The 20297-nt window shown below is 70.2% G+C and carries 17 protein-coding genes and 2 pseudogenes; 13 read left to right on the top strand and 6 right to left on the bottom strand.

The window, feature by feature from the left end; genetic code table 11:
* Positions 1-27: 27 nt before the first annotated feature.
* Genes Y694_RS07095 through Y694_RS07085 form a run of 3 tightly spaced genes read right to left on the bottom strand, consistent with a single transcriptional unit; the run spans position 28 to position 2425 of the window.
* Entirely contained in the window at positions 28-612 is a 585-nt protein-coding gene (locus Y694_RS07095) for a hypothetical protein (RefSeq protein ID WP_036231073.1), read from the bottom strand.
* Positions 531-1010: an FHA domain-containing protein gene (locus Y694_RS07090; protein WP_036231070.1), complete on the bottom strand. Its 480-nt coding sequence runs from the start codon at positions 1008-1010 to the stop codon at positions 531-533. Before Y694_RS07090 ends, Y694_RS07095 begins: the two co-directional genes overlap by 82 nt.
* A complete protein-coding gene (locus Y694_RS07085) occupies positions 1007-2425 on the bottom strand; it encodes a S1C family serine protease (RefSeq protein ID WP_036231068.1) in 1419 nt (472 codons plus the stop codon). The genes Y694_RS07090 and Y694_RS07085 overlap by 4 nt, the downstream gene beginning before the upstream one ends.
* Before the next feature lie 75 nt (positions 2426-2500).
* Between Y694_RS07085 and Y694_RS07080 the strand changes: the two genes are divergently transcribed.
* Together Y694_RS07080 and Y694_RS07075 are read left to right on the top strand one after the other, a co-directional pair.
* On the top strand, positions 2501-3493 hold the full coding sequence (locus tag Y694_RS07080; protein WP_036231065.1) for a 2-dehydropantoate 2-reductase: 993 nt from the start codon (positions 2501-2503) through the stop codon (positions 3491-3493).
* A 132-nt stretch (positions 3494-3625) separates the two neighbouring features.
* Positions 3626-4182, top strand: a pseudogene (locus tag Y694_RS07075) (HNH endonuclease).
* Between the two features lie 139 nt (positions 4183-4321).
* Here the strand turns inward: Y694_RS07075 and Y694_RS25565 are convergent.
* Complete coding sequence (locus Y694_RS25565; RefSeq protein WP_231497571.1) at positions 4322-4489, bottom strand: hypothetical protein; 168 nt, start codon at positions 4487-4489, stop codon at positions 4322-4324.
* 69 nt (positions 4490-4558) lie between these two features.
* Between Y694_RS25565 and Y694_RS25560 the strand changes: the two genes are divergently transcribed.
* On the top strand, positions 4559-4810 hold the full coding sequence (locus tag Y694_RS25560; RefSeq protein ID WP_231497570.1) for a hypothetical protein: 252 nt from the start codon (positions 4559-4561) through the stop codon (positions 4808-4810).
* Between the two features lie 15 nt (positions 4811-4825).
* On the opposite strand, the gene Y694_RS07065 is transcribed toward Y694_RS25560, so the two are convergent.
* On the bottom strand, positions 4826-6631 hold the full coding sequence (locus Y694_RS07065; protein ID WP_036231062.1) for a SulP family inorganic anion transporter: 1806 nt from the start codon (positions 6629-6631) through the stop codon (positions 4826-4828).
* A 187-nt stretch (positions 6632-6818) separates the two neighbouring features.
* Here Y694_RS07065 and Y694_RS07060 point away from each other — a divergent pair, with 187 nt between their 5' ends.
* The 6 genes from Y694_RS07060 to Y694_RS26465 all read left to right on the top strand — a co-directional run bounded on the left by Y694_RS07060 (position 6819) and on the right by Y694_RS26465 (position 14548).
* Complete coding sequence (locus Y694_RS07060; protein WP_011828026.1) at positions 6819-7547, top strand: mobilization protein; 729 nt, start codon at positions 6819-6821, stop codon at positions 7545-7547.
* Positions 7548-7763: 216 nt separating this feature from the next.
* Positions 7764-8054 carry a co-chaperone GroES gene (locus Y694_RS07055; protein ID WP_011828027.1) on the top strand — a complete coding sequence of 97 codons (291 nt, stop codon included), beginning with the start codon at positions 7764-7766 and terminating at the stop codon, positions 8052-8054.
* Positions 8055-8177: 123 nt separating this feature from the next.
* Positions 8178-9824 carry a chaperonin GroEL gene (gene groL, locus Y694_RS07050; RefSeq protein ID WP_011828028.1) on the top strand — a complete coding sequence of 549 codons (1647 nt, stop codon included), beginning with the start codon at positions 8178-8180 and terminating at the stop codon, positions 9822-9824.
* Positions 9825-9950: 126 nt separating this feature from the next.
* Positions 9951-12134, top strand: a complete 2184-nt coding sequence (locus tag Y694_RS07045; RefSeq protein WP_036231059.1) for a DUF1631 family protein — start codon at positions 9951-9953, stop codon at positions 12132-12134.
* Between the two features lie 60 nt (positions 12135-12194).
* On the top strand, positions 12195-14417 hold the full coding sequence (locus Y694_RS07040; protein ID WP_051495625.1) for a patatin-like phospholipase family protein: 2223 nt from the start codon (positions 12195-12197) through the stop codon (positions 14415-14417).
* Complete coding sequence (locus Y694_RS26465) at positions 14414-14548, top strand: hypothetical protein (RefSeq protein WP_255343773.1); 135 nt, start codon at positions 14414-14416, stop codon at positions 14546-14548. The genes Y694_RS07040 and Y694_RS26465 overlap by 4 nt, the downstream gene beginning before the upstream one ends.
* Positions 14549-14563: 15 nt before the next feature.
* On the opposite strand, the gene yihA is transcribed toward Y694_RS26465, so the two are convergent.
* Positions 14564-15265, bottom strand: coding sequence for a ribosome biogenesis GTP-binding protein YihA/YsxC (yihA, locus tag Y694_RS07035; protein WP_036231056.1), 702 nt, complete (start codon positions 15263-15265; stop codon positions 14564-14566).
* 71 nt (positions 15266-15336) lie between these two features.
* On the opposite strand from yihA, the gene Y694_RS07030 reads away from it, so the two are divergent.
* From Y694_RS07030 to Y694_RS07015, 4 genes and pseudogenes are all read left to right on the top strand, one after another.
* Entirely contained in the window at positions 15337-15954 is a 618-nt protein-coding gene (locus Y694_RS07030) for a cytochrome c (RefSeq protein WP_011828032.1), read from the top strand.
* 131 nt (positions 15955-16085) lie between these two features.
* Positions 16086-18203, top strand: coding sequence for a cytochrome c biogenesis protein ResB (locus Y694_RS07025; RefSeq protein ID WP_036231053.1), 2118 nt, complete (start codon positions 16086-16088; stop codon positions 18201-18203).
* A pseudogene (gene ccsB, locus Y694_RS07020) lies at positions 18200-19620 on the top strand (c-type cytochrome biogenesis protein CcsB). Before Y694_RS07025 ends, ccsB begins: the two are co-directional and overlap by 4 nt.
* Before the next feature lie 37 nt (positions 19621-19657).
* A complete protein-coding gene (locus Y694_RS07015) occupies positions 19658-20014 on the top strand; it encodes a hypothetical protein (protein WP_011828035.1) in 357 nt (118 codons plus the stop codon).
* Positions 20015-20297: the final 283 nt, after the last annotated feature.

Raw genomic sequence — 20297 nt, 5'->3', positions numbered from 1 at the left:
GCCGGCGCTCGGCCAGGTGCCGGGCGTTCAATCCTCGTCGAACGGCGTCAGCCAGGACGGCGCTTCGGTGTCCTTGGCGCGCTGCTCGAGCGGCGCGCGCAGGGCGCCGGCTTCTTCGATGAAGCGCCGGGGATCGACCGCTGGCGCCAGCCGCAGGGCCGGCGGGCCCAGCGTGCTCAGGTAGAGCGGCGCGAACCAGCGGTCGCTGCGCTGGTGGTTCAGCGCCAGCTTCAGGCCGGCGCCGACGACGAACATCGTGGCGAAGCCCACCGCCAGCATCTGGCGGCGCGTCGGCAGGATCAGGCTCAGGTGGCCCCACACCAGGCCGCAGCCGAGGGCCAGCGTGATCAGTTCGCCGCATCGAGCCAGACCTTCCCAGGACAGCGCGAAGGCGGCCAGCGGCAGCAAGGCATCGAGCAACAGCGACACCAGCAGCACACCCAGCGCGAGCTGCAGGTGCGCCAGGTAGTCGAAGTGGCGGGTGAAGAGCTTGGAGCCCAGCGCCCACAGGAAGCACCACACACCCAGCATCACCGGCGTACCGACCAGCACCGGCAGGTAGCTGCTGAACGGGTCGCCGGGATCGGTCTGCAGCCAGTGCTCGGCCAGCACCCAGCCAGCAGCAGCACCAGCCCGATCACGAGGCGGCGCACATGGACCGGCGGCGCAGCGGCCCACGGCAGCTCGGGCGCCAGGGTCTCACCGGCCAGGCGCAGGCGCAGGCGGGTGCGGCCGATCTGCCATTCGCTGCCGCCGACGAGCGTGCCGGTCTCGCCGGCCCGCAGCGTGCGGCCGCCCAGGCGCACGCCGTTCACGCTTTCGCCGACCTGCAGCCGGGGCACGCCGTCCGGGGCGTCCAGCAGCGCATGGCGCGGCGCGGCATGCGGATCGTCGAGCACCACGTCGCAGTCGAGCGCGCGGCCGATCGAGACCGGCCACTGCAGCACCGGCACGCGGTGCGCCACGGCGCCGTCGCGGTCGAGCAGCTCGATCAGGCCGAGACGGCTCATGGCGTCGCCTTCACGCCGTAGCCCTGCAGGTAGTGCGAGGCCAGTTTCATCGCGTTGTCGAAGCTGACGCCGCGGGCGTCAAGGCGGCCCTGCGCGCCGGCGCGGGCCTGGTCGAGCGTGGCGACCAGCACGCTCAGGTCGTACAGGCCGGCGAGGCGCTTGTAGGCCGACAGGCACAGCACCGCGCGCAGCGGCAGGCCGTCGCGGTCGACGAAGCGCTCGCTGCATTGCGGCGCGGTGAACTCCTTCGGGTTGCGGCGCCCGAAGCTCTCGTTGCGGAAGCTCGCGCTGTAGCGCTCGGTGAAGCGCATCCAGCCGAGCTTGCGGCCGTCGTAGGCCTCGTGGCGCACGCCCAGCGAGCCGGTGAGCAGGCTGCCGCTGACGAAGATCTGCGTGTCCATCTCGCAGTCGGAACGCTCGAACTCCAGGCCCTTGGTGTCGGCCGGCGTGCTGCGGCCCCAGCAGCGCATGAAGTCTTCCTGCGGCACGGGGATCAGATAGTGCGGGTGGCCGGCGCTGCGCCAGGGCTGCTGGACGAAGCGTTGCACCACGGCCTCCTGGTGCGCGAGCAGCTGTGCGGTGAGCTGCGGATAGACCGGCGCGGTGATCGGCGCCGCGCTGCGTGCCCGCTCCACCAGGGCCTGCGCGAACGGCGCCGGCACCAGGAAGCTCACCTGCTGACCGTCGCGCCGTGTGGCGACGTTGACGCCGACCACGCGGCCGGCCTCGTCGAGCGCAGGCCCGCCGCTCATGCCGGAGTTGAGCGCGCCGCCGAAGAAGATGCTGGGGTAGAAGCTGCGCTCGACCAGTCCGTTGTAGTTGCCTTCCAGCACCGCGAAGCCCACGTCGAGCGGGTTGCCGAGCGAGTAGATGCGTTCGCCCTGGGCCAGCGCGTCGTTCGCGGCGCGGAAGGCGAGCGGCTCGCCCGGTGCGTCGACCACGCTGACGCCGCTCTTGCGAGACGGGCCGTTCGGCGGCAGCGCCTTCACGAGCGCCAGGTCGTGGATCGCGTCGAAGCCCAGCAGCTGCAGCGCGCCCTCGCGGCCGTCGACGCGGGTGTAGGTGAGTCGGTAGCGCTCGGGCTGCAGCGCCACCTGGCTGACGACGTGGTAGTTGGTGACGATCAGGCCGTCGTCGCTGACGAAGAAGCCCGAGCCGACCGAGGCCTGGCTGTCCTGTCCCTTCAGCAGCGTGCGGACCTGCAGCAACTGGCCGCGAGCGCGCTCGTAGAGGCGCTGCGCGGACGGCGACACGGGCAGCGGTGCGGCGGCGACCGATGGCGCGGCGATCTCGGGCAGCGGGGAGGTCGAGGGAGCGGAGGCGGGGGCGGGGATCTGCTGCGCACCGCTGGCGCCGCTCGCCAGCGCGAACAGCAGCCCCAGTGCACGCTGCCGCCAGGCTCGGGGTCGCGTCATGGCGCCGATTCTGGCAGGTGGCAGCGGCTTACCATGGCCCGGGTTCAGGGCGCGTGAGCGCAAGGAGGACGATCGATGCGGATTGCCGTGGTGGGCCTGGGGGCGGTCGGCGGTTTCCTTGCCGCGCGGCTGGTGCGCGGCGGCCATCGGGTCAGTGCGCTGGCGCGTGGTGCCGCGCTGGCGGCGGTGCGGGAACATGGGCTGCGGCTGGACGAGGGCGGCCGGGTCACCGCGCACGCGATCGACATTGCCGACGATGCCGCAGCACTCGGGCCGCAGGAGCTGGTGATCGTGGCGGTCAAGTCGCCCGCGCTGGCGGCCGTGGCCGAGCGGCTGGCGCCGCTGCTGGGCCCCGACACGCCGGTGCTCACCGCGATGAACGGCGTGCCCTGGTGGTTCCTGCAGACGCTGCCGGCCGGCCGCATCGATCCGCGGCTGGCGAGCGTCGATCCCGAGGGCCGCATCGCTGCCGCGCTGCCGCTGGCGCGCGTGCTCGGCGGCGTGGTGCACCTCACCTGCAGCCAGCCCGAACCGGGTCTCGTGCGCCACGGTTTCGGCGAGCGTCTGATCGTCGGCGAGCCGGCCGGCGGCGCCAGCGCGCGCGTCGCCGCGGTGGCGCAGGCCCTGCGCGACGGCGGCCTGGAGGTCGAGGCCACACCGGACATCCGCCAGGCGATCTGGTTCAAGCTGTGGGGCAACATGACGACCAACCCGGTGTCGGCACTGACCGGCGCGACGGCGGACCGGATCTTCGACGATCCGCTGGTCAATGCCTTCTGCCTGCGCGCGATGGCCGAAGCGTCGGCCATCGGCGCGCGTATCGACTGCCCGATCGCGCAAAGCGGCGAGGAACGCCAGGCGGTGGGCCGCAAGCTCGGGGCCTTCAAGACCTCGATGCTGCAGGATGTGGAGGCCGGCCGCCCGATCGAGCTCGACGCGCTGGTCACCGCCGTCCACGAGATCGGCGCGAAGCTCGGCCTGCCCACGCCCAACATCGACGCGCTGCTCGGGCTCACCCGGTTGATGGCCGGCACGCGCGGTCTGCTGCCGGCGGCGACCGGTCGATGACCCGCGCATGACACGCCGGCGCGCGGTGTCGCGCCGACCCCGCAGATCGACCCCCGGCCCGCCGCCGCTAGCGTTGCTCCGCTTGAGGCGGCGGGCCGCCGTGCTCTATGCTCCGTGTCAAGGAGTTTGTGCATGGACGTGCTGCAGCTCGACGTGTCGGGCCGACCTCAGGCTTGGATCACCGCCCGCGAGGCGGCGGTTCTCTACGCCAGCGATGGCGTCGCGTGGACGCTGGGCGACGCCTGCGTGGTGCTGCGTGGCGGCATCCAGCGCCGCACCGGCCTGCAGTCGCGCATCGAGGTGCACTCCATCATCGCGGTCCGCGGCAGCGTGCCCAGCCGCGCCTGGCGGCAGACGCCGGCGCTGTCGAACCCCAAGCTGTTCGTGCGCGACCGCTACATCTGCGCCTACTGCGGGGGCCAGTTCCATGCCGACGACCTGACCCGCGAGCACATCCAGCCCACCTCGCGCGGCGGGCTCGACAGCTGGATGAACTGCATCACCGCCTGCCGCAGCTGCAACGGTCACAAGGCCAACCGCACGCCGGAAGAGGCGCGCATGAGCCTGCTCTACCTCCCTACGTGCCGAGCCTGCACGAGGACATGATCCTGCGCGGCCGCCGCATCCTGGTCGATCAGATGGAATTCCTGCTGGCCAGCGTGCCGCGCTCCAGCCGTCTGCATGGTTGAAGTCGCGGTGAAATAATTCCGTTCCGGTGTTGCGCGCGGCTGAACCGCGAACGCAAGCCCCGACTCCAACCGCTCCGTGGCGTCAACGCCCCCGAGGGCGGCCTCGTTGTGCCGTGATCGCCCAGTGCGTGAAGGAAGCTCACATGAAGAACCTGTTGATCGCTGGCGTCGTGCTGGCCCTGGCCGCCTGCTCCACCACCAGTCCCGACGTGGTCCAGCGCGGCGACGCGCAGCGGCTGTCGACCGTGCAGGACGCTGTCGTCGTCAACGTGCGCGAGGTCACGGTCGACGGCAGCCAGTCGGGCATCGGCGGTGTGGCCGGCGGCGTGGCGGGTGGCGTGGCCGGCAGTTCGGTCGCGGCCGCCGTGAAGCCGTGGTGGTGGGCGTTCTGGGTGCGGTGGCCGGCGCGGTGGTCGGCAACGCCACCGAGCGGCTCGCGACGCGCGAGCAGGCGCTGGAGATCATGGTGCAGCTGCGCAACGGCGAGCGGCGTGCCATCGTCCAGGCGCAGGGCAAGGAAAGCTTTCAGCCCGGCGACCAGGTGGTGCTGATCTCGACCGGCGGCACCACGCGCGTCGCGCGCGCGCAGTCGGTGCAGCCGCCGCCGGCACCGCAACCGCGCAGCTGATCGGGCTGCGGCGGTTCAGATCTCCGGCGCCGGCGGCGCGCCGGGCTGGTGGGCGCACTCGCCGAAGATCCTGACCTTGCAGCCGACGCAGATCGCCGGGTCGAGGCGCGGCACGATCCGTGCGATTGCGCTGTGCTTGTCGGAGAACACATGGTCTCGACCGAGCGCGTCGAGGAAGCCCGAGCGTTCCCATAGGTCCAGCACCGGCGGGCGCGGGCGGTGGAAATAGAGGTCGCCGCCGTCGGCCCGGCGGGCGCGCAGCTCTTCGTCCCAGACCTGGGCGCCGGCCGGGTCGATGAAGTTCATGCTCTTGCTCATGACCAGCAGGTGGCGCGGCGCGGTAGGCGCCGAGCGCAGGTGGTGCAGCGTGTCGGACACATGCTGGGCGGCGCCGAAGTAGACCGCCCCCTCCATGCGCAGCAGCTTGAGCTGCGGGCACTCCGGCAGCGCCTCGGCCTGGCCGTCGAGCACGACGAAGGGGCGGTCCGGCGCCACGGAATCGAACCCCATCGTGCGCATCGCCGGCCGCGCCGTGCGCTGCAGGTAGCTGCTCAGCGACAGGATGCTGCCGAGCAGGATCGCGATCTCGAGCCTGAGGCTCACGGTGGCCATCGCGGTGGCCGCGGCGATCGCGAAGTCGCTGCGCTCCAGCCGCATCAGGCGCCGCCAGCCGGGCAGGTCGAGCAGGTTCCAGGCGACCGGCAGCAGCACCGCGGCGATCGCCGCATTCGGGATCAGCGCCAGCAGCGGGGCACTCACCAGCACCAGCAACAGCAGCAGCCCGGCCGAGAACACCGAAGCCAGTGGCGTGCGCGCGCCGGCCTCGAGGTTGGGGATCGAACGGTTCAGCGATCCGCAGGAGACATAGGCGGAGGTCAGGCCTCCCACCACGTTGGACAGGCCCTGGCCGAGGAACTCGCGGTTGGCGTCGATGCGCTGGCCCGAGCGGGCGGCCACGGCCTTGGCGATCGAGATCGACTGGGCGAGCGCCACCAGCGTCAGGGCGAAGGCGATGCTGACCAGGTCGCGCAGCCGCGCCACGTCGATATCCGGCCAGTGCCAGCGCGGCCAGGGCAGCGGCACTTCGCCGATCTGCTCGACATGCCAGAACGTGCCGTCCTCGTGCCTGGCGTTCAGCAGCACGGCGACCAGCGTGCCGGCCGCCAGTCCCAGCAGCAGCGCTGGCCAGCGCCGCTGCCAGTGCCGCACGGCGAGCGTGACCGCGAGGGCCACCACGCCGACGACCAGCGAGCCGAGGTGCACCGCCTCCAGCGGCCGCTGCCAGAGGGCCTCGAGCATCGGCCTCAACCCGGTGCCGGAACTCATGCCCAGCAGGTCGGGCAGGGCATGCAGCGCGATCAGCACCGAGGCGCCGGCGGTGAAGCCTAGCAAGGCCGCCGGCGAGATGAAGTTGGCGATGCTGCCCAGGCGCAGCGTGCCGATCAGGGTCTGCATCACGCCGACCAGCAGCGTGACGGTCAGCGCGAGCTCGATGTAGTCGGGGCTGCGCACCCAGGCCAGCGGCGTGAGCATGGCCGCCAGCGCCAGCGAGTTCGCATTCGTCGGCCCCGACATCACGTGAAGGCTGGAGCCGAACAGCGCCGCGACGATGCACGGCAGGATGGCGGTGGCCAGGCCGTACTGCGGCGGCAGCCCGGCGAGCGTGGCGAAGGCGATGCCCTGCGGCAGCACCAGCACGGCGCCCAGCAGGCCGGCCAGCAGGTCGGCGCGCAGCGTCTCGCGCGACACGAGCCTGACCCACGGACCGAAGCAGCGTTGTAGCCAGGGCGGAGCGGCGGCCGGCGCAGCGGGTGAGGACATGCCGAATGATAGAAGCCGTCCCGGCCCTGCCGAGCGGCCGTGTCAAGGAGCAGAACGCAGTCCGATATCGCGCGGCCCGCCGTGTGGCGCCCCTCGCTGCGTTGCACAATGTCCCGTACGGGCGACGAATTCGACATGGCATCCCGCCGGCCGACGTTCCGCCTTTCGCCATGGAGAGCTGAGCAGCATGACGCAGATTCCCACGCTCGAGACCGCGACCACGTCGAGGATCCACATGATCGGCGGCGAGAAGGGCGGCGTCGGCAAATCGCTCGTGTCGCGTCTGCTGGCGCAGTACCTGATCGACCACGAGGTCCCGTTCACTGGCTTCGATACCGACCGTTCGCACGGCTCGCTGATGCGCTTCTATGCGGGCTACGCCTCGCCGGTGCTGGCCGATCGCTACGAGGCGCTGGATGCGATCGTCGAGGCGGCCATCGAGGCCCCGGGTCGCCGTGTGCTGGTCGACCTGGCAGCGCAGACCCATGATCCTCTGGTGAAGTGGATGGATGAGTCGGGCGTGCTGGACCTAGCCGACATGTCCGGTGTCGCCATCCACTACTGGCACGTGATGGACTCCGGCAAGGACTCGGTCGATCTGCTCAAGCGCCTGCTCGACCGCTTCGGCCGGCGCCTGCGCTACGTGCTGGTGCGCAACCAGCTCCGCGGCGACGACTTCAGCCAGCTCGAGAAGTCGGGCGAACAGGATCGCGCGCTGGCACTGGGCGCTCGTGTGATCACGCTCAAGCGCCTGCACGACTCGGTGGTGCAGAAGATCGACGCCAGCAACAGCAGCTTCTGGGCCGCGCGCAACTCGCCGGGCAGCGAAGGCCCGAGCCTGGGTCTGATGGAGCGCCAGCGTCTCAAGCTCTGGCTGAACCACGCCTTCAGCGAGATCGAGACGGCGGGGGTCTGACCGCGGCGGCCCGCCGCAAGTCGGGCCTTCGTCACGCTCCGGGCGCGGCGCTATTGAAACGCCGTGAGCGACCCCTATAATCTGTCGCTAGCACTCGCGCAGACTGAGTGCTAACAAGCCGGAGACGGCATCATCGTCTCTGGCTGCGCAATTGTGAGCTTGCGCTAACTGCGCGAAACAAGTCCGTAGATATTCGATACCCATCAAGGAGATGCGATGAAACTTCGTCCTTTGCACGATCGCGTGATCGTCAAGCGCCTCGAACAGGAAACCAAGACCGCTTCGGGCATCGTGATCCCCGACAACGCCGCCGAGAAGCCCGACCAGGGTGAAGTGCTGGCCGTGGGTCCGGGCAAGCGCAACGACAAGGGCGACTTCATCGCCCTGAACTGCAAGGTCGGCGATCGCGTGCTGTTCGGCAAGTACAGCGGCCAGACCGTCAAGGTCGACGGTGACGAACTGCTGGTGATGCGCGAGGAAGACCTCTTCGCCGTGGTTGAAAAGTAAATCGCGTGCGATTTGCTTTCGTCGCAGGCTGACTTCGCGCAGCGAAGTCAAGGCCCCAAGGGCCGGCCGTAGACAGAAGAATTCCCCGGCGCGAGCCGGCAAATCAGATTTCGGAGAATACAAATGGCAGCTAAAGACGTCGTTTTCGGCGGTGAAGCCCGCGCGCGCATGGTCGAAGGCGTGAATATCCTGGCCAACGCGGTCAAGGTGACCCTGGGCCCGAAGGGCCGCAACGTGGTGCTCGAGCGTTCGTTCGGCGCCCCGACCGTGACCAAGGACGGTGTGTCCGTGGCCAAGGAAATCGAGCTGAAGGACAAGCTCCAGAACATGGGCGCCCAGATGGTCAAGGAAGTCGCTTCCAAGACCTCGGACAACGCCGGTGACGGCACCACCACCGCCACCGTGCTGGCCCAGGCGATCGTGCGCGAAGGCATGAAGTACGTGGCCGCGGGCATGAACCCGATGGACCTGAAGCGCGGCATCGACAAGGCCGTCGTGAGCCTGGTCGAGCAGCTGAAGAAGCAGTCGAAGCCGACCACCACCAGCAAGGAAATCGCCCAGGTCGGCACCATCTCGGCGAATTCGGACGACGACGTCGGCCAGATCATCGCGTCGGCGATGGACAAGGTCGGCAAGGAAGGCGTCATCACCGTCGAAGACGGCAAGAGCCTGAACAACGAGCTCGACGTGGTCGAAGGCATGCAGTTCGACCGCGGCTACCTGTCGCCCTACTTCATCAACAACCCGGAAAAGCAGAGCGCGGTGCTCGACAACCCGTTCGTGCTGCTCTACGACAAGAAGATCAGCAACATCCGTGACCTGCTGCCGACGCTGGAGCAGGTGGCCAAGTCGGGCCGTCCGCTGCTGATCATCGCCGAGGAAGTCGAAGGCGAAGCGCTCGCGACGCTGGTGGTCAACACCATCCGCGGCATTCTGAAGGTCGTGGCCGTCAAGGCGCCGGGCTTCGGTGACCGTCGCAAGGCGATGCTCGAGGACATCGCGATCCTGACCGGCGGCAAGGTCATCGCCGAGGAAGTCGGCCTGACGCTCGAGAAGGTCACGCTGGCCGATCTGGGCCAGGCCAAGCGCGTCGAGGTGGGCAAGGAAAACACCACGATCATCGACGGCGCCGGCGCGGCGGGCGACATCGAAGCCCGCGTCAAGCAGGTGCGCGTGCAGATCGAGGAAGCCACCAGCGACTACGACCGCGAGAAGCTCCAGGAGCGCGTGGCCAAGCTCGCCGGCGGCGTGGCCGTCATCAAGGTCGGTGCCGCCACCGAAGTCGAGATGAAGGAAAAGAAGGCCCGTGTCGAAGACGCCCTGCACGCCACGCGTGCCGCGGTGGAAGAAGGCATCGTGGCCGGCGGTGGCGTGGCGCTGCTGCGCGCCAAGCAGGCCGCCGGTGCGATCAAGGGCGACAACGCCGACCAGGACGCCGGCATCAAGCTGATCCTGCGTGCGATCGAGGAGCCGCTGCGCATCATCGTCACCAACGCCGGTGACGAAGCCAGCGTGGTGGTGAACGCCGTGCTCGCCGGCAAGGGCAACTACGGCTACAACGCCGCCAACGGCACCTACGGCGACATGATCGAGATGGGCATCCTGGACCCGACCAAGGTGACCCGCACCGCGCTGCAGAACGCCGCCTCGGTGGCCGCGCTGATGCTGACGACGGAAGCCATGGTCGCCGAGTCGCCCAAGGACGACGCGCCGGCCGGCGGCATGCCGGGTGGCATGGGCGGCATGGGTGGCATGGGCATGGACATGTGATGTCCCGCCGGCCTCCCACGGGAGGCCGGCCGCCTGGGCTCTGCCCAGAACCGCGTCAGCAAGGGCCGCAGAAATGCGGCCCTTTTTCATGCGCGTTCGGCGAACGCTCCCGGGATAATCGGGCGCATGGATGTCTCGCCGCTGCTGCAGCGCTACCTCGACAGCTGTCTCGCGGAGGTGCCGCGCTGGATGAGCCGGGTCGCGAACGAGGCCCTGCAGGCGCTGCACGCACCGACCACCCGCAGCGCGCTGCGCGAACTGCCGGCGCGCCCGCGCGACGACGCCGAGCTGGCCCTGCGTCACAACCATCCGCTGTGGGCGCGTCGCGTCGGTGAGTTGCTGGGTTCGCGCTGGCGCAGCGAGATCGAGGCCGGCGCGCCCGACGCGGGCGCGACGCTGTCGCCGCGTCCGGCTTGGTCGGCCGAAGCGCTGACGCTGGTCGACGAAGCCGAGGCCGAAGAGAACATCGAGCTGCTGCGCGCGGTGCAGCTGGTCGACCACGCCGCCGAGCACGAGCTGCACGAGCTGCAGTCGCGCACAGCGACGCTGCGCGGCCAGGACACGGTGCGCGCGACCTCCAACCTGCTGCGGCCCGAGCTGCTGGTGCGCGCGGTGTGGGACGCCAGCGAGGTGCTGGGCCTCGGCGCACCGGCCCGCAAGGCACTGATGCGCGCCAGCGGCGAGCCGCTCGCACAGGCGCTGAAGCAGGTCGCGATCGACGCCGGCCGGCGCCTGGCCGACTGGGGGGTCGGCCAGGCGGCCTGGAAGGCCAGCTCCACGCCGGCGGCACGGCGGGTCGCGCCGCCGAATTCCGGCTACGACCTGACGCGTCCCGGCGCACTCGACAGCCTGCGCAGCCGCCTCAGCACGCGCTACGCGAACATCGACGGTGCCACGCGCGCCGGTCCGATGGACGAGGCCGATTCGCTGCAGCAGCTCGACCGCAATCTGGTGCATGTGCTGGCGCGGCGACCGCTGGGGATCCAGGGCGCCGACCGCCTGATGGCCCGGCTGCCCTTCCTCGAGGCGGCCGGCCGCCACGACGACGACCGCGAGATCATGCTGCTGGTGGCCCACCTGAGCGGCGCCGTGCTCGACGACGCGCTGCTGCCGCTGCCGGTGCGTTCCACGCTGGCCAGCTTGCAGGCACCGTTGCTGCGCGTGGCGCTGCGCGAGCCCCGGGTGCTGGAGGATCACTCGCACCCGATCTGGCAGATGATGATTCGGCTCGCGTCGCACACGGCCGGCTTCCAGGACGACGATGATCCCCGGCTGTGCGCGTTGCTGCTCGACGTCGAGGTGCTGTTCACGCGCCTGCAGGCGGCCACGCCGGCGATCGCGGTGCACGCGCAGGCGCTGACCGCGCTCGATTCGCTGCTGGTCGGCGAGCTCGACGCCGAGCGGCGTGAGGCCGCTGCGCCGATCGCCAAGCTGCAGGCGGCCGCGCGGCGCGTCACGATGGTCGAGGCGCTGCGCCGGCAGGTGCGACTCGAACTGCAGGACGCGACCTCGCCGTGGCGCATCGAGGGCAGTACGCCGGCCCGCCCGGCCGCGGCGGTGGTGCTGGACGAGACGCTGCAGCACTTCCTCACCGGGCCGTGGCCCGAGGTGCTGGCGCATGCCCTGATCAACGACGGCGAGCAGGCCGACACGACGCGCGGTCTGCTGGCCGTGGTGCCGGATCTGCTCGCCAGCCTTGCGCCGCTGCGCAGCGAGGACGACCGTCGCCGCCTGGTGGCCGCGGTGCCGGGCCTGGTGCAGCGACTGCAGCAGGGCATGGCGCGCATCGCCACACCTCCCTCGCAACGCGATGCCGTGCTGGCCACCCTGATGGCATGCCACACCGACCTGTTGCGGCCGATCGGGAGTGCGGCGGTGTCCCTCACGCCAGAGGAAATCGTGCGCCGGATGCGCGAGGAAGAACTGCCGGACGAGCCAGCGCCGCGCACGCCGGCCGGCGACTCGATGTTCGACATCGCGACGCTCGACACCGTGCCGGCGGCGCTGATGCCCGAGGCGCCGGTGGCGGGCGCGCGCGGCTGGCTGCAGCACCTGGCGGTCGGTACCTGGTGCCGGTTGGTCGCCCGCGGCGACTGGACCGTGGCGCGCGTGTTGTGGGTCGACGAGTCGCGCGAGCACTGGCTGTTCAGCGACGCCGAACTCGGACTCACGCACGGCCTCACGCGGCGTGCGCTCGAGCGCCTGGCCGACGGCGGCCTGGCCGGGCCACTGGAGCAGCGCAACCTCATCGAGCGCGCCGTCGACGCCCTGATGGCGCCGCCGCGCGGCCGCGACACCACGTTGGGCTGAGGCGCGGCGTCATCGCGCCACCGTCGCGGGGATCGTGCGAGAGCCCCGCACAATCCCGGCATGTACCGCATCCGCGTCCTGTCGTCGCTCCGGGGAGGCTTGATCGTTGCGATCGTCGCAGCGGCGGCAATGGCCGAGGCGGGCGGCATGTCACCGTCGCCACTGCCGGCCGCCGCGTCTGCCGCCTCCGCCCCGGCCGCGGCCCGTGCCGCGGCACCCGTGACCGAGCCTCGATCCTTGCAACCCGCGGGGCGGCCGCGCATCGGCCTCGTGCTGTCGGGTGGGGGAGCGCGCGGTCTCGCGCACGTCGGCGTGCTGAAGGTGCTGGAGCGCGAGCGCATCCCGATCGATGTGATCGCAGGCACCTCGATGGGCGCGATCATCGGCGGCTTGTATGCGAGCGGCATGAGCGCCGAGTCGCTGGAGCGCGAGCTGCTCAAGGTCGACTGGGACCAGCTGTTCGCGACCCGCGTCGCGCGCCGCGAGCTGTCGCAGCGGCGCAAGGAGACGGACTTCGAGATCGCCTCGGCGCTCGAGATCGGCCTGCGCGACGGCGAGCTGCGCGTGCCGATCGGCACGCTGTCGAGCCGCGGGCTGGAGTCGCTGCTGCGCCGGTACACGCTGCCGGTGCGTGCGGTGCGCGATTTCGACCGCCTGCCCACGCCCTTTCGTGCCGTCGCCACCGACATGGAGAACGGTCAGCCGCTGGTGCTGAAGGAGGGCGATCTGGCGCTTGCGATGCGATCGAGCATGAGCGTGCCCGGCGTGTTCGCACCGACCGAGATCGAGGGGCGCATCCTCGGTGACGGCGGGCTGGTGAACAACCTGCCGGTCGATGTGGCGCGTGCGATGGGCGCCGATGTCGTGATCGCCGTCAACATCGGCACGCCGCTGGGTGCGCGCGACACGCTGGGCTCGCTGATCGGCGTGACCACGCAGATGATCAACATCCTGACCGAGCAGAACGTGCAGCGCAGCCTGGCGACGCTGGGCCCGCGCGATCTGCTGATCGCGCCGCAGCTCGGCCTGCTGAGCTCGGCCGACTTCGCGAAGGCCATGGAGCTCATCGAGCTGGGCGAGCTGCAGACGGCCCAGATGGTGCTGCAGCTCGAGGCCTATGGCGTCGATCAGGCCAGCTACCAGAGCTGGGCGCAGGCGCGGGCGCGGCCCGGTCTTCCTCAGCCCGTATTGGAGTTCGTGAAGTTCGACGGCAGCGAGGTCACGCGGCCGGAACGCTTCGCCGAGCAGCTGGAGACCCGTCCCGGCAAGCCCTTCGCCGCCGATGCCGCCGAGCGGGACGCGCGCCGCCTCGCGGCCAGCGGCGACTACACCCGCGTCGACTATCAGTTGCTGCGCACCGGCAGCGGCGACGACGGCGTGGTGTTCAACCTCGAGGAGAAGTCCTGGGGGCCGAACTACTTCCGCTTCGGGCTCGGCCTGTCCACCGACTTCAGCGGGCGCAGCAGCTTCAACGTCAAGATCGCCCACGTCTGGCGCTGGCTCGACGAGGTCGGCAGCGAGTGGCGCAACGTGGTCGAGATCGGCTCGCGGCCGGGCTGGTCCACCGAGTGGTACCGCCCGCTGGGCTGGAACACCTCGCTGGGCCACGATTGGTTCCTCGCCCCGACAGCCAGCGCCGACCGCCGCGAGGTCGTCACCTACGCTGGTGCCGAAGGGCCCGAGAGCGGTCGCTTCCGCCGCAGCAGCCTGCGCCTCGGCGTCGACCTCGGCCAGCCCTGGGGCGAGTTCGGCGAGCTGCGACTCGGACCCTATCTGCAGCGCTGGGATGACAAGACGCTGATCGTCAGTCGCGACTTCGCCGCGCCCGGCGGCGGCACCGAGCGGCGCGAGATCGGCCTGCGTCTGCGGGCCATCGTCGACCAGCTCGACTACGCCTTCTTCGCGCAGGAGGGCTACCGGCTGGTCGGCGAGCTGGCCGGAGGGCGTGTACGCAGCGGCAGCGATGCCGGCGAAGCCGAGCGCGACTTCAGCCGCGTCGAGGCCAACGTGAATGTCGCCACCACCTGGGCCGCCAAGCACACGCTGAACTTCTACGGCAGCACGCTGTTCGCCGGCCGCTCGGCGCCGCTGGGGCGCGGCCTGTATGCGCTCGGCGGCTTCCAGAATCTTTCGGGCTACGAACCGGGCCAGGTCGAGGGCAACTACCTGCTGTTCGGTCGCGCCAGCTACTACTACCGGCTGACCCCGCCTGCACTGACCCGTGGCTTCTTCGCCGGCTTGTCGTTGGAGCTGGCAATGCCTGGGCCGAACGCCGCCAGATGAGCCTCGGCGACCTGCGCACCGGCACGAGCGTTTTCCTCGGTGCGGATACCGGGCTGGGCCCGCTCTATGTCGGCGTGGCCTACGCGCCGCGCGGCGACACCGCGGTCTACCTGCTGCTCGGCCGCCCCTGAGCGGCGGCGGCCGGTTCAGCCAGCCGGCGTCGATCCCGGCGCCGGCTCGCCGTGCGCCCAGGTGTGCAGCACCTGGGCGGCATCACCGACACCGCGCCGGCTCAGTGCCGAGAACAGCGCGAGGCTCAGGTCGGCGTCGTCGGTCGCCAACTGTCCAAGCACCCCCTGCGCGGCAGCGAGCGCGGCATCGGCCTCGCGGCGGTTGAGCTTGTCGGCCTTGGTCAGCAGCACCAGCAGCTTGATCTCTCCGGTGCCGACGCGCGGCGCCACGAAGGCCAGCAGCTGTTGATCGAGTTCGGTGAAGCCCAGCCGGGAATCGACCATCAGCACCACGCCCGACAGGCTGCGCCGCGTTTCCAGATACTCCGCCATCACCTGCTGCCAGCGCAGCTTTGCTCCGCGCGCGACGGCCGCGTAGCCGTAGCCGGGCAGGTCGGCGAACAGCGCGTCGGGCGCGTCCTTCGGGCCGAGCGAGAACAGGTTGATGTGCTGGGTGCGGCCGGGTGTCTTCGAGGCGAAGGCCAGGCGCTTCTGCTGCGTCAGCAGGTTGATCGCGGTGGACTTGCCGGCGTTCGAGCGGCCCACGAAGGCAATCTCCGGCAGCTCGTTGACCGGCAGGTGTTCCATCCGCGCGGCGGTGGTGAGAAAGCGGGCGGTGTGGGTCCAGGCCAGCGCCACTTTGGCGGGGTCCGGGACCGCCGGAGTGGGCGAGTTCATGCGGCATTGTAAAATCGCTGGTTAGCCGACGGGGCTGACCCGTTCGCCACCCACTCCTCCATTGCTCGCCCATGAAGTCTCTCCTGTCGTTCCTGTTGGCCGCCGCCCTCGTGACCCCGGTTCTGGCGGAGGAGGCCAAGGCGCCTGCCAAGCCCGACCTCAAAAAGGGCGAGGCGATCTCCACTGCGGTGTGCGCCGCCTGCCACACCGCCGACGGCTCGCGCGGCAGCCCCGCCAACCCCATCCTGGCGGGCCAGCATCCCGAGTACCTCGCCAAGCAGCTGGCCGAGTTCAAGTCGGGCAAGCGCAACAACGCGATCATGAAGGGCTTCGCCTCGACCCTGAGCGAGGACGACATGCGCAACGTGGCGGCCTTCTACGCGAGCAAGCAGGCCAAGCCTGGCTTTGCCAAGAGCAAGGACACCGTCACGCTGGGCCAGCAGATCTACCGCGGCGGCATCGCCGACAAGCAGGTGCCGGCCTGTGCCGGCTGCCACAGCCCGACCGGTGCGGGCATCCCGGCCCAGTACCCGCGCGTCGGCGGCCAGCACGCCGACTACACCGAGGCGCAACTGGTGGCCTTCCGCGGCGGCGCACGCAACAACAACGCCCAGATGAGCGTCATCGCGGCCAAGCTCAGCGACAAGGAGCTCAAGGCCGTCGCCGACTACATCGCCGGGCTGCGCTGACCCGGACGCGCCGGCGCGCTTTCCCGAAGGCCGGCTCGACGCCGGCCTTCGTATTTGTGCGGCGCGCCGGTTGAACTTTCGGGCTGTTGCCGCCTCTGCCTGTTCGCCCTTCGTCGAATCGTCCCTTTCCCATGACCGTCAGTACCACCGGCCTCGAACTGCCGACTCGCTCGCGCACGTTGCGCGCAGCGGTCGAGGTGCTGTCGTCGATGCGGTTTTCGATCACGCTGCTGACCGTGATCTGCATCGCCTCGGTCATCGGTACCGTGCTGCGGCAGCACGAGTCGATGAACAACTACGTGAACCAGTTCGGGCCGTTCTGGGCGCAGGTGTTCGACGCACTCGACCTCTATGCGGTCTACAGCGCCTGGTGGTTCCTGCTGATCCTGGCCTTCCTGGTCGCGTCGACCAGCCTGTGCATCGCGCGCAACGCGCCGAAGATCCTGGTCGATCTCAAGGCCTACAAGGAGCAGATCCGCGCGAGCAGCCTCAAGTCCTTCCATCACCGCGCCGAGGGCACACTCGCCGCGCCACGCGCCGAGGTGCTGGACCGCGTGTCGGCGTTGCTGGTCGCTGGCGGCTGGAAGGCCAAGCTGCAGGAACGCGAGGGCGGCGTGATGGTGGCGGCCCGAAAGGGCGCTGCCAACAAACTCGGCTATCTGGCCGCGCACTCGGCGATCGTGCTGATCTGCATCGGCGGCCTGTTCGACGGTGACCTGGTGGTGCGTGCGCAGATGGCGCTGTTCGACAAGTCCGCCTGGCCCGGGGCCGGCCTGCTGCGCAACGTGCCGGCCGAACATGTGCTCTCCGAGGGCAACCCGACCTACCGCGGCAACATCCTGGTCGGCGAAGGCAAGCGTGGCGGCACCGCGGTGATCCAGCTGAAGGACGGCGTGGTGCTGCAGCCGCTGCCGTTCGACATCGAGCTGAAGAAGTTCCTGGTCGACTTCTACCCGACCGGCATGCCCAAGCGATTCGCCAGCGACATCGTGCTGCACGACCGCGACACCGGCGCCACCCGCACCGCGACCGTGAAGGTCAACGAGCCGGTGCAGCACCGCGGCGTGATGATCTACCTGTCGAGCTTCGAGGACGGCGGCTCCAAGCTCAAGCTCCGGGGCTGGCCGCTGGGCGGCGGGACGCCGTTCCAGATGGACGGCGAGGTCGGCACCGAGACCAAGATCCAGAGCGAGCGCGACGGCCAGACGCTCGGTCTCGAGTTCACCGGCCTGCGCGTCATCAACGTCGAGAACCTCGCGGCGGTCGATGCGAGCGGCGGCACCGACGTACGCAAGGTCGATCTCGTCAACCGGCTCGAGAGCCACCTCGGTTCCGGCGCGAAGACGCGCACCGAGAAGACGCTGCAGAACGTCGGGCCGTCGATCAGCTACAAGCTGCGCGACGCGGCCGGCCAGGCCCGCGAGTACAACAACTACACGCTGCCGCTCACGCTCGATGGCCAGCGCGTCTTCCTCGCTGGGGTGCGTGAGACGCCTAACGAGCCATTCCGCTACCTGCGCATTCCGGCCGACGATGCCGACGGCCTGGCCGGCTGGATGCGGCTGCGCGGCGGCCTCAACGAGCGGGCGTTGCGCGAGGCCGCGGTGCAGCGCTACGTGGCCCGCGCCACGCCGGCCGACAAGCCCGAACTGGCGGAGCAACTGACAGTATCGGCGCGGCGCGCGCTGGACCTCTACGCCGGCATCGAGCCGGTGCGCGCGGGCGAACCGGCCGTCGGCGGGCTGCAGGCGCTGTCGGGCTTCCTGGAGGCCAGCGTGCCGGAAGCCGACCGCGAGCGCACCTCGGACGTGCTGCTGCGCATCCTCAACGGCACGCTGTTCGAGTTGCTGAACCTGACGCGCGAGCGCGCCGGCCTCAAGCCCCTCGTGCCCGACGAGGCCACCCAGGCCTTCATGACACAGGCCGTGCTGTCGCTCTCGGATGCCTTCTTCTACCCGGCGCCGGTGTTGCTGGCCCTGGACGACTACACCCAGGTGCAGGCCAGCGTGTTCCAGGTCACGCGCACGCCGGGCAAGACGCTGGTCTACCTCGGCTGCCTGTTCCTGATCATCGGCGTGTTCGCGATGCTCTATGTGCGCGAACGCCGCCTGTGGGTGTGGCTCGAGGACGCACCGGACGGCGGCGGCACGCGCCTGACCGCCGCGCTGTCGTCGACCCGGCAGACGCTCGACACCGACCGTGAGTTCGAGCAGATACGCGACAGCCTCCTAGCGAAGGAAAGCGCATGAACACCACCACGCCCCCCGCCATGCTGACGATCGGTCGCGGCGGCTACTTCGCCCGGCGCAGCGCCTTCGACTGGATCTTCGCGCTGCTGGTCGTGGCCGGTGCCGGCTATGCCTTCCAGCGCTATGGCAGCCACATGGACGGCTACGAACTCGGCATCCTCGCCGGCGCGACACCGCTGGTCATCGGCCTGGGCTGGTTCTGGGGCCCGCTGCGGGGCCTGGCGATCGCCGTCGCGCTGGCCAGCTTCCTCGCGATCGGCCTCTACAGCCGCACCACCGACGGCTTCGGTGCCGACCTCGAGGCCGGGCAGCAGCTGTTCCTGCTGAAGTACCTGTTCGCGAGCCAGACGGCGATCCTGTGGATGTGCACGCTGTTCTTCATGAGCACGCTGTTCTACTGGATCGGTTTCTTCAAGCAGCGCGACAGCCAGGCCACGGCCGAGAAGATCGGCTCGCTGCTGGCCTGGGGCGCGGTGTTCATGGCGCTCACCGGCACCATGGTGCGCTGGTACGAGAGCCACCAGATCGGCGCCGACATCGGCCACATCCCGGTCAGCAACCTCTACGAGGTGTTCGTGCTGTTCGCCTGGATGACGGCGCTGTTCCACCTGTACTTCGAGGCCAACTACCTGCAGCGCGCCGCCAGCACGGCCAGCGGCCGGGCCGCCAATGCCGGCAGTGGCGAGGCAGCGTGCGCTCGCTCGGTGCCTTCGTGATGCTGATCGTCAGTGCGTCGGTCGGCTTCCTGCTCTGGTACACGGTGGCGCGCGAGGCGCAGGAGATCCAGCCGCTGGTGCCGGCGCTGCAGAGCTGGTGGATGAAGGTGCATGTGCCGGCCAACTTCGTCGGCTACGGCACCTTCGCGCTGGCCGCGATGGTCGCCTGGGCCTACCTGCTGAAGACGGCCGCGACGCGGGCCCTGGTGACCGCTTTCATCGTCCTGCCGGTGGGCTTGCTGGCGGTGCTGGGGGCCTTTGCGGCGTTCGCGCCGCTGCAGGCCGAAACGGTGGGTTCGCTCGGCTCGGCGATGCGCCTGATCGGCGGCGTCGGCGCCTTCTTCGCGCTGACGCTGGCGCTGCGCCGGCCGATCGTCGCCAAGCTGCCGGCGCTGGAACTGCTCGACGACGTGATGTACCGCGCCATCGCGGTCGGCTTCGCTTTCTTCACGATCGCGACCGTGCTCGGCGCGCTGTGGGCCGCCGAGGCCTGGGGCGGCTACTGGAGCTGGGACCCGAAGGAGACCTGGGCGCTGATCGTCTGGCTCAACTACGCGGCCTGGCTGCACATGCGACTGATGAAGGGGCTGCGCGGCACGGTGGCTGCCTGGTGGGCGCTGGTCGGCCTGGTGGTCACCACCTTTGCCTTCCTCGGCGTGAACATGTTCCTGTCGGGCCTGCACTCCTACGGGCAGTTGTAAGCGGCAGGACGCTGCGCCGATTAAAGTCGGCAGCGTCATGCCCTATGCCTTGCGCCACGCCGACGGCCGCGTCCTGAGCCTGCACCGCCACCCGGAAGCGGGCGCGGAGTTTCTGCCGCCTGACCACCCGGAGGTGCAGGCCTTCGTCGGCGCCGGCAGCACGCCGCAGAGCGAGTTCGCGAAGCTCGACGCCGACGTCGTGCGCGTGCTCGAAGACCTGATCGACGTGCTGATCGCCCGCCAGGTCCTGCGCATCACCGACCTGCCGGTGCAGGCGCAGGAGAAGCTGTACGCACGCAAGAGCTTCCGCGATCGCAAGCCGGCCCAGGCGCTGCGCCTGTACGGCGACGAGGACGACGACGGCATCCTCTCCACCGACTTCTCGGCGCTCTGACGGGTCGCCCGGGACGCGTGCCCGGGCTGTAAGGTTGCCCGTCGCGCCGCGACTGTTGTGCAAGGATGTGCGGCCCGTGACGGAACTCCCGCCCCGCGCCGGCCTTCGAACCTCCGCGTTCCTCACCAGGCGACCGACCATGCTGATTCCCCGACAGGCCCGCGCGGGCTACCTCCATCCCGTGGCCAGCGAGATCACGCCGCGTGCGGCCTACGAGCAGCGGCGCGAGTTCCTGCGCCTGCTGGCCGCCGGCGGCGCCGGCGCCGCCGCTGGCCGGCTGGGC

Origin of the sequence: Methylibium sp. T29-B (genome assembly GCF_000576225.1) — a bacterium.
Lineage (GTDB): Bacteria > Pseudomonadota > Gammaproteobacteria > Burkholderiales > Burkholderiaceae_C > Methylibium > Methylibium petroleiphilum.
Note: the sequence above shows the minus strand (reverse complement) of the source record. Positions and strands in the feature narration are given on the sequence as shown.

Coding starts and splice junctions, on each gene's coding strand:
- Y694_RS07015 (WP_011828035.1), top strand. CDS start 19,658: ATGCCCTATGCCTTGCGCCACGCCGACGGCCGCGTCCTGAGCCTGCAC.
- Y694_RS07065 (WP_036231062.1), bottom strand. CDS start 6,631: ATGTCCTCACCCGCTGCGCCGGCCGCCGCTCCGCCCTGGCTACAACGC.
- Y694_RS07045 (WP_036231059.1), top strand. CDS start 9,951: ATGGATGTCTCGCCGCTGCTGCAGCGCTACCTCGACAGCTGTCTCGCG.
- Y694_RS07090 (WP_036231070.1), bottom strand. CDS start 1,010: ATGAGCCGTCTCGGCCTGATCGAGCTGCTCGACCGCGACGGCGCCGTG.
- Y694_RS25565 (WP_231497571.1), bottom strand. CDS start 4,489: ATGCCCGACTGGCTGCCGTCGACCGTGACCTCGCGCACGTTGACGACG.
- Y694_RS07040 (WP_051495625.1), top strand. CDS start 12,195: ATGTACCGCATCCGCGTCCTGTCGTCGCTCCGGGGAGGCTTGATCGTT.
- yihA (WP_036231056.1), bottom strand. CDS start 15,265: ATGAACTCGCCCACTCCGGCGGTCCCGGACCCCGCCAAAGTGGCGCTG.
- Y694_RS07060 (WP_011828026.1), top strand. CDS start 6,819: ATGACGCAGATTCCCACGCTCGAGACCGCGACCACGTCGAGGATCCAC.
- Y694_RS07025 (WP_036231053.1), top strand. CDS start 16,086: ATGACCGTCAGTACCACCGGCCTCGAACTGCCGACTCGCTCGCGCACG.
- Y694_RS07080 (WP_036231065.1), top strand. CDS start 2,501: ATGCGGATTGCCGTGGTGGGCCTGGGGGCGGTCGGCGGTTTCCTTGCC.
- Y694_RS07085 (WP_036231068.1), bottom strand. CDS start 2,425: ATGACGCGACCCCGAGCCTGGCGGCAGCGTGCACTGGGGCTGCTGTTC.
- Y694_RS07055 (WP_011828027.1), top strand. CDS start 7,764: ATGAAACTTCGTCCTTTGCACGATCGCGTGATCGTCAAGCGCCTCGAA.
- Y694_RS26465 (WP_255343773.1), top strand. CDS start 14,414: ATGAGCCTCGGCGACCTGCGCACCGGCACGAGCGTTTTCCTCGGTGCG.
- Y694_RS07030 (WP_011828032.1), top strand. CDS start 15,337: ATGAAGTCTCTCCTGTCGTTCCTGTTGGCCGCCGCCCTCGTGACCCCG.
- groL (WP_011828028.1), top strand. CDS start 8,178: ATGGCAGCTAAAGACGTCGTTTTCGGCGGTGAAGCCCGCGCGCGCATG.